The organism is Pararhizobium polonicum (assembly GCF_001687365.1).
In the GTDB taxonomy this organism is placed as follows: domain Bacteria; phylum Pseudomonadota; class Alphaproteobacteria; order Rhizobiales; family Rhizobiaceae; genus Pararhizobium; species Pararhizobium polonicum.
On record NZ_LGLV01000008.1, the window covers coordinates 190633 to 202848 of the forward strand.

Sequence of the window (12216 nt, forward strand, 5' to 3'; positions counted from 1 at the left end):
CTGGTTTTCCTCGCTGGCCCGGATATCCCATCGAGTCGATGCGACCTTAGAGGTTTTGGTTGGCGTTTGTCGCCTATTCCTTCTCCCCGTCGAGACGGGAAGACGGCGCGTTGCAGGCCGGATGGGGGCTTTGCCGAAAAACTCAGGCCGCCTCTCTTACCAGCGCCTGCGCCATGCAATGGATACCGCCGCCGGTCTTGGAGATTTCGCTCATGTCGATGGCGGCGACTTCGAAGCCGCGGGCGCGCAGGTTTTCGATCAGGGTTTTCGAGGATGTCGGCGCAATCACGCGATCCTTGCCGAGCGACATGAAGTTGCAGCCGAGTGCCATCGTGTCCTGGAAGGGCACGTCGATGATCTCGTGGCCCTTGGCCTTCAGCCAGTCGACGATGCCCGGTTCGGTGCAGGCAAGGCAGACGGCGGTGAGCTTTTCGGCGATCGGCACGACCATCAGGTCGATATGGACGTAATATTCGTCGATGAAGGCAAGCCGCGTTTCCCAGCCTTCTTTTTTGAACCAGTCCTCGACCTGGCGGGCGCCTTCCTCCTGGGTGCGGGCGCCGCCGCAGCCGATCAGGACGACGCCATCCTCGATGACATTGAAATCGCCGCCTTCGAACGTGCCTGCCGTGACCATGTCGTAGATCGGGATGCCGAGCTTTTCATAGGTGCGAATGGCGGCATAATTCTCGCCGCGCCGCCACCAGTTGGCCATGGCGGTGATGATGGCGCCATAGGGCGTCATGACGCTGGAATCACGCGAATAGACCTGCATCGGCAGTTCCGGCGTCGGATCGTGCCAATGGATTTTCACGCCGAAATGCTCGTAGGCTGCGACCAGTTCCTTGTGCTGCGACTGCGCCACCTGGATGTTGCAGGGCGCCTCGCGCAGATGCTTGCGCGACAGCGAGCTGGTCGAGAGATGCCGCAGATGCGCCGGTGAGCCGAGCAGCACGTCGGTCAGCGGATCGGTCTCGTTCTTGAACCCCCAGCGGGTGAGCGGCGTGGTGCCGCCCTTGGGGTTGCGGCGCTGAAGCGAAAAGGGCTCGTTGAACTGCATGTCATGCCTCCGGGGTTGAGGGTTTGGGGATCCACCAGTCGCGGCCACGGGCGGTGGTCACATATTCGGGCCATCGGAAGTGGATGGGGGGTGAATAGTCGCAAAGCGGCGGTGTCCATTTCGATCCGCCGATGCCGCCGCCGGTGCGCTCGTTGAATTCGCGCCTGGCCGTGGCGCGCACGGTTTCGTCTTCGAGCAGGCGGATAGCGGATAGGGCGAGGGTCTTTGCGGCGCAAAGCACGGTCGGATCGATGGTTGCCGGAATGCCGCCGAGCGCATTGGCGACCCAGACGGGATAGGTATAGCCCGGCGGGGCTTTGAGCGCGGGGCGGGCGATATAGAAGCGGGCGGTCGGCGCGTGCCAACTCATGTCGGTATAGTCGTCCGACGTGGAATTCAGCTGTGACGGGGCGAGGTCGCGGCGCAGGATGGCCTCGGCGTCCTGCGGGGCAATCAACTGCTCCATTTCGTCGATGAAGGGGGCCTCCATCACTTCCACGCCGAGAATGGCCTGGATCTCGCGGGCAACAGTCCTGGCCGTCTCGTCCCAGCGCGGAGCGCCGACAGCCTGAAGAGAGCCCCAGACAAGATTGGCCATCGCGTGATTGGCAAGGCCGGGGCGGGATTTGGACACCCAGTGGCGCTCGTAGCGGCAGCCGGTCATGGTCGCCGCCGCTGCGGCATTTCGGTCGAGAACCGAGGTGACCTGCTCGGCCATGGCGATGGTCGGCACGCGGATCATGTACTGGATTTCGGCAAGACCGGCCGGCAGGTTGTCGGCCGTGGCCTGTCCGGCCGTCAGGATCGCCTCGCTGATCGACCAGCCGCCCTGATGGGTGAGCATGGAATCGCGCAGCGCCTTGGACGCCATGTACATGGTCATCAGCGCGTCGTTGGCGCCGGGTGCGCGCACGGCCGAATGCGACTGCGGGATCGGCGCATCGTCGCTGCGGCCCCAGGCTTCGGGCTGGTCGCAGATGAAACGGTAGATCATCGAATAGGCAGCACCACAGTGGGTATCCCAGCGCACCGTGTTGCACATCGGCAGCATGTAGAACGGGTGGAAGGAGAACATGCCGTCGAGGCCGTCGTAATAGCCTTGTGCCGCGTGGATCGGCTTGGAGCCGCGCACCTTTTCGGCGGGTTCGCCGGTGAAGCGCAGGGTGCCCTTGATACCGTGCCGCTCCATCGCTGCCCTGGTGGCGAGCAGGCCGCCGAGCGAGCCGATGCCGAGCGCCGAATGCGGATCGGTATGGCCGCCGGCCTCATAGCTCAGGTTTTCGCGCGGCTCTCTTCGCGTCGTTGCTGCCTGGCAGTTGCCGGGCACGGCATCGTATTCCGCATACATGCCGATGACGGGACCGGGGCCGTTGCTCCATTCGGCACAGAAGGCCGTCGGCATGCCGGCCGAGCCTTCCTCGACGGAAAAACCCTGCTCTCGCAGCAGATCGACATACCAGGCGGCGGATTCGTATTCGCGCCAGGCGGTTTCGCCGAACGAGAATATCCGGGCCGTCCAGTCCGACAGGTCGGCCCGGATGGTGTCGACGAAGGTCTGGGCTGATGTCTGGGCGGCGGAGATCGGCACGGGGATTTCGTTTCGCTGGAGGGATCGGCGCGACGGTCAGTTAAACGCCGATCCGATCTGCGAAAAAGTGAAATGTTTTCTCGCCTTCGACAAATTAAGTTCGCCAATGCTCAAAATCCGGTCTAGCCTTGAGGGACGTTCAGGAGAGGGCCGATGCAGAGAATTCCATCCACCCAGGCGTTGCGCGCGCTGGAAAGCTTTGCCCGTCACGGCACGGTCTGGAAGGCGGCCGACGAGCTGAACCTGACACGCAGCGCCATCAGCCATCAGCTGCGGCTGCTGGAGCGGGAGCTCGGCTTCCAGATTCTCAATCGCGTCGGCACGCGCATCGAGTTGACCGAGCAGGGGCTGGGCTATGCCGCCGACATCCGCCATGCGCTCAACTCCATTGCCGGGTCCGCCGCGCGCCACGCCAGCCGCGGCGTCAGCGGTTCGATCACGGTCAGCTGTCCGCCGGGCTTTGCCTCCAACTGGCTGTGCAGCTACATCTCGCATTTCCGCGATGCCTATCCGGATGTGCGGATATCGATCGTCACGCCGCGCCGGCTGGACGATATCAGCAATCCCGACGTCGACGTGTTCATCGCCTTCGGCACGGGAAACTGGCCGTCGATGCAGGTGGAGCTGATCGTCGAGGTGGAATTTGCGCCGCTCTGTAGCCCGATCCTGCTCAACAAGATCGGCGGGCTGAACGACCCCAATGATATCAAGAAGATGTGCCTGCTGCACCTCACCGATTACGAGGACTGGGAGACCTGGCTGGCGCTGGCCGGGGTCGACCAGAGCTACGCCTCAACCGGCATCATCTTCTCCGACATGAACCTGGTTTTTGCCGCGACGCTGTCCGGCCAGGGTGTCGCGGTGGGCGACCGTTTCACCTGCCGCCATGCGATGAAAAGCGGCCAGCTGGTGCAGCCGTTCGATATCAGCATCAATTCCAGCCGCTCCTATTATCTGGTGACATCGGAGGCCAAGGCCGACAATCAGGCCGTTGTGGCCTTTAGCTCCTGGCTGCGCTCGGAGATGCTTAAAAATGACGCAGATGCCTAGGGGCTTCGCCCGTTCGATGGGCGGCATTCGGCAAATTATATTTGTCCAAGCGGGGAAAAGATTTCGTTTGTTCTGCCGCGGAAAGGCTCATACGATTTCCGTGTTGAAAAGGAGCGTCCATGCAGAGCGGGAATGAGGCGGCCGAGATCACAGCAAGCGGCATAGGCAAGGCCTATGGCGATTTCCACGCGTTGCGCGATATCTCGCTGACCATCGGCTCCGGTGAATTCCTGACGCTTCTGGGCCCCTCCGGTTCCGGCAAGAGCACCTTCCTGATGATCCTGGCCGGCTTCGAGACGCCGACCTCCGGGCTACTGCGCAAGAATGGCGCCGATATCACAACGGTCCCAGCCGAGAAGCGGGCCTTCGGCATGGTTTTTCAAGGTTATGCGCTGTTTCCGCATATGACGGTCGAGCAGAACATCGCCTTTCCGCTGCAGGTCCAGCGCCGCGCCGACGCCGACATCAAGCGCAGCGTCGATACGATCATCGATCGGGTGGGCCTGCGTGGGCATGAGAAGAAGCGGCCGGCCGGTCTGTCCGGCGGCCAGCAGCAGCGTGTGGCGCTGGCCCGCGCGCTGGTGTTCGAACCCTCGGTCCTCTTGCTTGACGAGCCGTTTTCGGCGCTCGACAAGAACCTGCGCTCCTCGATGCAGGAAGAGGTGCGGCGGCTGCATCAGGAGACCGGCACGACCTTTGTCTTCGTCACCCACGATCAGTCCGAGGCGTTGGCGCTGTCGACCCGCATCGGCATTTTCAACCACGGACAGCTGCAGCAGATCGGCACGCCGAAGGATGTCTACGAGCGGCCGGCCAACCGTTTCGTGGCGGAGTTTCTCGGCGACGTGAATTTCCTGTCGCTGTCATCGGTCAGGACAACGGCGGATGGGGCCGAGGGGCTTTTCGAAGGGCATCCGATGCGCATCTCGGCGCCGGGACAAGCCGTCAGCGAACATTTCGCCATCCGGCCGGAGCATATGGTGATGTTCGAGCAGGCGCCGGCCGAAGGCAACATGCTGAAGGCCGAGATCGGCGAGATCACCTATCTCGGCGCCGAAACGCGCTTTGGCCTGAAGACATCCGGCGGCATCGATCTCGTCCTGCAGATGCCGACACGCGAGGTGACCAGCGCCTTCCAGCCGGGACGGCAAGTCTGGGCCGGCTGGCCGGCCAATCAGGGTTTCTTTCTGTAAGTGCCTGAAACGTGACGTGCATGAACGAGCGATGCCGATAAAGGCACGCCGCAAAAACCAGAGGAGAACGGCATGAGCGAAACATTGGCAACGGGCGGGATCTCCCGCCGCACATTCACCCAGCTGGCAGCGCTGCTTCTGTCGGCAAGCCCGATCGCGCTGGCCGCGACGCGCGGCTGGGCGGCGCAAGGCGATCTCGTCTTCGTCAACTGGGGCGGCGACGCGGGCCCCGCCTATGACAAGGCCTATGGTGCGCCCTTCAAGGAAGAGGCCGGCATCACCGTCAAGCAGGATGGCTCCGGCCCGACGGAAGGGGCGGTTGCCGCGCAGTTCGAAAGCGGCAAGCCCGCCTGGGATATCGTCGATATCGATGCCTTCTCGGCACAGGCGCTCGGCAAGAAGGGCATGATGGAGCCGATCGACTATACGGTGGTCGACAAGACGAAAATGCGCGAGGGCTTCGGCTGGGAATTTGCCGCCTCGACCTATTTCTTCTCCTATATCATTGCCTATGATGCCTCGAAATTCGGCGACAAGGTGCCGACAGGCATGGCTGACTTCTTCGACGTGGAGAAGTTTCCCGGCAAGCGTTCGCTCTACAAATGGGGCGCGGGCATGTGGGAGGCGGCGCTTCTTGCCGATGGCGTCGAGCCGGCCAAACTCTATCCGCTCGACCTCGAGCGCGCGCACAAGAAGCTTGCCGCCTTCAAGGACAATGTCGTGTCCTACTGGGGTGGCGGCGCCGAAAGCCAGTCGGTTCTTCTGAACGGCGAGGCTTCGATGGCGCTGATCTGGTCGACCCGCGCCGGGCTGATCGAGAAGGATTCCGGCGGCTCGATCAAGTTCGTCTGGGAGCAGGGCCTGATTTCGCCCGGCGCCATGGGCGTGATCAAGGGCAATCCCGGCGGCAAGGACGCGGCGATGAAGTTCATCGCCTCGGCGCAGGATCCGAAGAAGCAGGTCATCATGTTCGAGATGCTGGGCCAGGGCCCGGCAAACCCGGCTGCCGATGCGCTGCTGTCGCCGGAACAGGCGCGTCTGAGCCCCGTCGATCCGGCCAATATGAGCAAGCAGATCGCGCTCGATATGGCCTGGTACGAGACCAATTATGGCCCGGCGCTGGACGAGTATACGAAGATCATTTCGGCGTAACTCGAGCGGCTCCCTCCCCCTTGTGGGGAGGGTTGGGGAGGGGACTTCGTTCCAGGCAAGAACCCCTCCCGACCCTTCGGGCCACCCTCCCCACAAGGGGGAGGGGAGGATCGAGTTTGCCGCACTCACCCCGCCTCAAGACACGGGCAGTTTCACAGAAAGGAGAGCCGCCATGACATTCGACAAACTGAAACCGGCGCTCCTGCTCGGGCCGCTGGTGCTGTTTCTGGGGCTTGCCTATCTCGTTCCCTTTCTCGGCGTCATGCAATGGAGCGTGACCCTGCCGCAGCCGGGGTTTTCGCAATATGGCAAGGCGGTCAGCGATCCGCTGATCCAGTCGGTGTTCATCCGGACCTTCCGCATCTGTCTGATCGTCACCATCTGCGCGGTGGCGGCCGCCTATGCGATCGCCTATGTCTGGGTGCGCGGCACGCCGGCGCAGAGGCTGGTGACGGAGCTCTGCATTCTCATTCCCTTCTGGATTTCGGTGCTCACCCGCGCCTTCGGCTGGGTGGCGCTGCTGTCCAATCGCGGGCTGATCAACACGTGGCTGCAATCGGCCGGCATCATTTCCGAGCCGCTGACGATGGTGCGCAACGAGTTTGGCGTCGTGCTTGGCATGACGCATTTTCTCATTCCCTTCGCGGTGTTTCCCATCGCGTCGGCCATGCGCAGCCTGGACGAGCGGGTGTTTCTGGCGGCTCGCGGCATGGGCGCGTCGCGGCTGCGGATCTTCTGGTCGATCTTCGTGCCGATGACGCTGCCGGGCATTCTCGGCGCCGGGTTGACGGTGTTCGTCTTTGCGCTCGGCTTCTTCATCACGCCGGCCATTCTCGGCGGCGGCCGCAGTGTGATGATCGCGGAGCTGATTTACTTGCGCATCTTCCAGAGCCCGGACTGGGGGCTGGGCGCTGCCATCAGCGTCCTCCTCATGCTGTTCGTCGGCCTGCTTCTGATCCTGATGCTGCGTCTGGTGCGGCCGAACAGGATGCTGGGTTGAGCCGATGTCGATGAAGCCCACGCCCATCGCTGTTTTCCTCGCCTTCGCAGTGGCACTGTTCCTGTTCTTGCCGCTGATCGCCGTCGTGCCGGTGTCGTTCACGCCGGCGCGGTTCCTGTCGATGCCGACGGATGTCTGGTCGCTGCGGCATTATCAGGCGCTGCTTGATAACCCCGCCTGGTTGCAGAGTATCTGGCTCAGCCTGCGCATCGGTATCCTGAGTTCCTTGATCGCGACACTGCTGGCGCTGGCCTTCAGCCTCGGCATCTGGATGTTCCGCCCGTGGTTCGGCAGTCTGCTGTTCGGCTTCGTGCTCTTGCCGATGGTGGCACCGCCCGTCGTGTCGGCGATCACGCTCTATTTCTTCCTGACGTCGCTCTCCAAGCTCAACAGTATCGTCGCCTATGACACCTGGATCGGTGTCGCCATCGCCCATGCGGTGATGATCGCGCCATTCGCGGTGGTGATGGTCACCGTGGCTTTGGCACAGGTGGACCGGCGGATCGATCTCGCCGCGCGCGGTTTCGGCGCTTCCGTCAGCCAGCGGATCTTCAAGGTCATCCTGCCGAACATCAAGTTCGGCGTGTTCACCGCCTTCTTCCTCTCCTTTGTGCTGTCCTGGGAGGAAATCGGCGTGACGCTGTTCATCACCAGCGTCGATGCGGTGACCCTGCCGCGGATGATGTGGATGGGGCTGCGCGACAATATCGATCCGGCCATCGCGGCAATCTCGGTGATCCTGATCGGCATCGTCATTGGGGTGATCCTCGTGAAGACCGCCATTACCTTCAAGCTTTCCCGAAAGACCTGAGACGAAGCGCTGCGGAACGTGCACGCGCGAGAATTATACGATCGTACAACAAGAAAAGAAGCGAGGAACGCCCGATGATCAGCACCGGCATGTATCTGACCAAACTGCTCGCCTCCTATGGTGTCGATACCGTCTTCGGCATTCCGGGCGTCCACACGGTCGAGCTTTATCGCGGGCTGGCCGGCAGTCCAATCCGTCATGTGACGCCGCGCCACGAGCAGGGCGCAGGCTTCATGGCCGATGGTTATGCGCGGGCCACCGGCAAGCCGGGTATCTGCTTCATCATCACCGGTCCGGGCATGACCAATATCATGACGGCGATGGGGCAGGCCTATGGCGACAGCATTCCGATGCTGGTGATCTCGACCGTCAATGCCCATGGGCGGATGGGCTCGGGCGAGGGCTGGCTGCATGAACTGCCGAACCAGCAGGCGCTGGTGAGCGGTGTTTCCGCCTTCAGCTGCACGGTCAACCGGCCGGAGGATCTGGCGTCGGCGCTGGCGCGGGCCTTTGCCGTCTTCGACAGCGCCCGGCCAAGGCCGGTGCATATCGAACTGCCAATCAACGTGATGCTGGCATCGGCGGATCATCTGCCGGTTCCGGAAAAGCCTGTCCGGCTGACACGTCCGGTCGGAGATGCCGACGCGCTGAAGGCGGCGGCCGCATTGCTGGATGGGGCAAAGACGCCGGTCATTCTGGCGGGTGGCGGCGCTATCGGCGCTGCCGCGCAGATCCGGGCTCTGGCGGAAAAGCTCGATGCGCCGGTGGTGATGACCACCAACGGGCGCGGTATCCTGCCGCCGGGGCACACGCTGGCGGTCAATCTTTCGGCCAGCATGCCGGCCACCCGGTCGCTGATCGAGGCGGCCGACGTGGTGCTGGGGATCGGCACGGAACTCGGGCCGACCGACTACGATTTTTATGAAAATGGGTTCTTTTCCATTCCCGGGACCTTCCTCCGCGTCGATATCGATCCGGCGCAGCTGATGCGGAGGAGCGCGCCCGAGATCGGCATTGTCGGAGACGCGGCGAAATGCGCGGCCGCTTTGCTCGATCTGGTGTCGGTGCGTGTGCGGGATGGGGCGGTGCGGGCGGCGCAGGTGGAAACGCTCGTTCATCGTGATGTTCCGCTCGCCATGCTCGACGATCTCATCCTTCTCGAAACGATCCGCGATACCCTGCCAAACGTGCTGATCGCCGGGGATTCGACGCAGCTCGTCTATGCCGGCAACACGGCCTATGAGGCGGCATATCCGGGATCCTATTTCAACTCGGCAACCGGTTACGGCACGCTCGGCTACGGGCTGCCGGCGGGCATCGGTGCCAAGATCGGAAGACCCGAGCGCCCGGTGGTGATTTTGGCCGGAGACGGGGGCGTACAATTTTCGCTGGCGGAGCTTGCCTCGGCGATGGAGGCGAAGGCGCCTGTCATCCTGATGCTGCATGACAATGGCGGCTATGGCGAGATCAAGTCCTATATGGTCTCGAAGAACATCCCGCCGCTTGGCGTCGATCTGCACACGCCGGATTTCATCGCGATCGGCTGGGCCTATGGCTGGCACGCGGAGCGGCTGGAAAGCTATGACGCCTTGAAACCGGCGCTGGAGGCGGCCGCGCAGCGGCATCTGCCAACAATGCTGGTCTTCGGCGATGCGCTTCGCGCGCAGGCGGCGGGCGGGAAACGCTCGCCGGGTTAGCGGTCACTCGGCCGGTTGCGGCCGGGCCAGCGACATGGCGGCATAGCCGGCGGCCGTCAGCAGAATGATCACGCAGACATAGATATCCGCGGTCGTGGTGAGCCCGACCGCGCGCGACAGGAACCCGGCCAGGATGGCGGGAATGCTGAAGGCGAGATAGCTCTGGACGTAATAGGCCGACAGCAGGCCGGCGCGTTCTTCCGGCCTGGCAAGCGGCATGATCGTGCTGACGGCACCAAGGAAGCAGGAGCCGAAGCCGAAACCGGCAATGATCGTGCCGGAAAACAGCAGCGCGACAAGCCCCGAATGGACGCCGGCAACGACGATCAGCAGACCGGCCATCATGGCAAAGACACCAAGTGTCAGGTTGGCGCGGGCCGGCTTCTGCCGCCTGACAAAGACCGCGAGCGCGCCGCTGACGGTGAGGGCCGCGACGGTCAATCCCCCGGCCATCGGCGAATGGTTGCCGGTTGCGGCACCCACGAGCGACGGCATCAGCGAGAGGTAAAAGCCGCCGAGCGACCAGATCGAGATGTTGATCGGCGTGATCGTCATCAGCGGGGAGCGGACCTGCGGCGGAATGCCGACATGCGGGCGCAGGGAGGCGAGGGCTCCCGGCTTGGATTCGGCTGTTTCCGGAACGGTCCAGACGAAGACGGCCTGCAGGAGCAGGGCAGCGAAAACGACGAGATAGACGAGGCGCATCGGATCGGGTGCAAACTGGACGAGCGCGCCGGCGCCAAGCGCACCGACGGCCATGCCGAGCAGCGGCGAAATGCTGTTGACGATCGGCCCCGTCGTCCTGTTGGCATCGACCAGCGCAGCACCAATGGCGCCGCTGGCGGCACCCGTGGCGATACCCTGCACGACCCGCGCGGCAACGAGCCATGAAGGGCTGTCGGCCAGCATGAAGAGAACCATGGCAGCCGCCTGCAGCAGGATCGAAACGAAGATAACCGGGCGCCTGCCGATATGATCGGACAACGAGCCGACGATCAGAAGCGTGGTGAGCAGGCTGAAGGCATAGACGCTGAAGATGAACGTCAGCAGGATGGGAGAGAAGTGCCAGCTCTCCTGATAGAGATGATAGAGCGGCGTCGGCGCCGCAGAGGCGGCAAGGAAGGTGATCAGGGTTACCGCATGAAAGGTCAGAGCCCAGCGCCGTTTGACGGGAGAGAGGTCTCCCGAAAGATGTTCACTTTTGCTCGACATGGCGTTATGGTCCTAAAAGCTAAAATATTGCGTTAGCCCTTGTAGCGCGATGCCGATCTAAAGGCAAATTATTTGCTTTAGTAATGTTGGGTAACGGGCGGAAAGTGAAGACAGCGCCGATGAACATACGCGAAAACATACGGCCGGGCGGACGCAGCGCGCGCGTGCAAGCTTCGGTGCACAAGGCGGTGCGCGATCTCCTGTCGACGATGGACCGCGGCGACGTGACCATTCCGCTGATCGCGGCGGAGGCGGGCGTCACGCCCTCGACGATCTACCGCCGCTGGGGCGACCTGCAGGAACTGCTGGCCGACGTGGCGGTCGAGCACCTGCGCCCGGACGCGCCGCCGAAGGATACCGGCTCGGCACGCACGGACCTTGAGCTCTGGGCGGAACAATATGCTGACGAAATGGCCTCGGGTCCGGGCCGGGCAATGATCCGCGACGTGCTGTCGAGCACCGGCACGGAGACGCGCAACGCCGGAAAATGCTGTGGCTATACCCGCGAACAGCTACAGGCCATTGCCGCCCGTGCAGATGATCGCGGCGAGGCCTTTCCGGATGTGGAGACGGTGATCGACCACGTCGTCGCGCCGATCATGTTCCGTATCCTTTTCGACGAGACGCCGGCGGCGGCGGGGCAGGTGAGGTTGCTGGTCGAAAAGGTGCTGCCGGAGCGCTGATTTTAAGCCATTGGCGGAATTGGTAAGACACAGCTGTTAAGCACGCCTGACGTTTTCAGGGCGATATCGGTTCGCCCGACCGAACGCAGGAGCGCCGATGCCGCAGGCTGATACGAATACCGAGAAGCCCATCTGCATGCGCGATGCGCTGACGATCGCTCGCATCGTCCGGGTGAACCATGCCGGCGAATTCGGAGCGATCCGGATCTATTCTGCGCAAATTCTCGTCTCCGGCTGGTTCTGGCCGGATTGTGTGCCGACATTGTCGGACATGCTGGAAGATGAACAGCGTCATTGCACGCTTTTTCGCGATGCTATGCCGGTCCGGCGATCGCGGCCATGCCGTATCATGCAGTTCTGGAGTTACGGCGGCTGGATGCTCGGGTTTCTCACAGCGCTTCTCGGCCGGCAGGGCATATGGGCGTGTACGGCCGCCGTCGAAGCTACAGTGCATCGCCATCTCGATGACCAATTGCATTTTCTGAAAGGGCGCGATCCCGAATTGAGTGATATTATTCTCTCCATTCGCGATGAGGAGATCGCGCATCTGCAGCATGCGGAGGAGCTGCTGGTCTCGCGAAGTCTTGCTTCCCGCCTGCTGGGGACTGTCATTTCGATGGCGACGGACAGCCTGATCTGGCTGTCGACCTGGGGAGATTCGACGCGGATGGCACGGGCTCTGAAAAGCTGACGGCTGGTAACGCACCTTGCCCGCTGCTTCCACAAGCAGCGCGGCCATGCCGGAAAAGGAATGAGCGCACCGAGGCCAT

The 12216-nt window shown here is 62.9% G+C and carries 11 protein-coding genes; 8 read left to right on the forward strand and 3 right to left on the reverse strand.

Annotated features, from left to right (window positions below):
- Window positions 1-142: 142 nt before the first annotated feature.
- Window positions 143-1060 (reverse strand): dimethylarginine dimethylaminohydrolase family protein, encoded by a 918-nt coding sequence (locus tag ADU59_RS13840; RefSeq protein WP_068954709.1) that lies wholly within the window; start codon window positions 1058-1060, stop codon window positions 143-145.
- A 1-nt stretch (window position 1061) separates the two neighbouring features.
- The gene (locus ADU59_RS13845) at window positions 1062-2648 is read right to left on the reverse strand and encodes a zinc-binding metallopeptidase family protein (protein ID WP_425332018.1); all 1587 of its coding nucleotides are present in this window, start codon (window positions 2646-2648) and stop codon (window positions 1062-1064) included.
- Window positions 2649-2801: 153 nt separating this feature from the next.
- On the opposite strand from ADU59_RS13845, the gene ADU59_RS13850 reads away from it, so the two are divergent.
- The 6 genes from ADU59_RS13850 to ADU59_RS13875 all read left to right on the forward strand — a co-directional run bounded on the left by ADU59_RS13850 (window position 2802) and on the right by ADU59_RS13875 (window position 9551).
- The gene (locus ADU59_RS13850) at window positions 2802-3698 is read left to right on the forward strand and encodes a LysR substrate-binding domain-containing protein (protein WP_068954710.1); all 897 of its coding nucleotides are present in this window, start codon (window positions 2802-2804) and stop codon (window positions 3696-3698) included.
- Window positions 3699-3817: 119 nt separating this feature from the next.
- Entirely contained in the window at window positions 3818-4891 is a 1074-nt protein-coding gene (locus ADU59_RS13855) for an ABC transporter ATP-binding protein (protein ID WP_068954711.1), read from the forward strand.
- 72 nt (window positions 4892-4963) lie between these two features.
- On the forward strand, window positions 4964-6043 hold the full coding sequence (locus ADU59_RS13860) for an ABC transporter substrate-binding protein (protein ID WP_068954712.1): 1080 nt from the start codon (window positions 4964-4966) through the stop codon (window positions 6041-6043).
- 172 nt (window positions 6044-6215) lie between these two features.
- Entirely contained in the window at window positions 6216-7043 is an 828-nt protein-coding gene (locus ADU59_RS13865; RefSeq protein ID WP_068954713.1) for an ABC transporter permease, read from the forward strand.
- A 4-nt stretch (window positions 7044-7047) separates the two neighbouring features.
- On the forward strand, window positions 7048-7854 hold the full coding sequence (locus ADU59_RS13870; protein ID WP_068954714.1) for an ABC transporter permease: 807 nt from the start codon (window positions 7048-7050) through the stop codon (window positions 7852-7854).
- Window positions 7855-7928: 74 nt separating this feature from the next.
- The gene (locus ADU59_RS13875; RefSeq protein WP_068954715.1) at window positions 7929-9551 is read left to right on the forward strand and encodes a 5-guanidino-2-oxopentanoate decarboxylase; all 1623 of its coding nucleotides are present in this window, start codon (window positions 7929-7931) and stop codon (window positions 9549-9551) included.
- A 3-nt stretch (window positions 9552-9554) separates the two neighbouring features.
- Here ADU59_RS13875 and ADU59_RS13880 read toward each other — a convergent pair whose 3' ends face one another.
- The gene (locus ADU59_RS13880; protein ID WP_068954716.1) at window positions 9555-10763 is read right to left on the reverse strand and encodes an MFS transporter; all 1209 of its coding nucleotides are present in this window, start codon (window positions 10761-10763) and stop codon (window positions 9555-9557) included.
- A 119-nt stretch (window positions 10764-10882) separates the two neighbouring features.
- On the opposite strand from ADU59_RS13880, the gene ADU59_RS13885 reads away from it, so the two are divergent.
- Both ADU59_RS13885 and ADU59_RS13890 read left to right on the forward strand, forming a co-directional pair.
- A complete protein-coding gene (locus tag ADU59_RS13885; protein WP_068954717.1) occupies window positions 10883-11446 on the forward strand; it encodes a TetR/AcrR family transcriptional regulator in 564 nt (187 codons plus the stop codon).
- Window positions 11447-11543: 97 nt separating this feature from the next.
- Window positions 11544-12137, forward strand: coding sequence for a demethoxyubiquinone hydroxylase family protein (locus ADU59_RS13890; RefSeq protein WP_244506426.1), 594 nt, complete (start codon window positions 11544-11546; stop codon window positions 12135-12137).
- The last annotated feature ends 79 nt before the right edge of the window (window positions 12138-12216 follow it).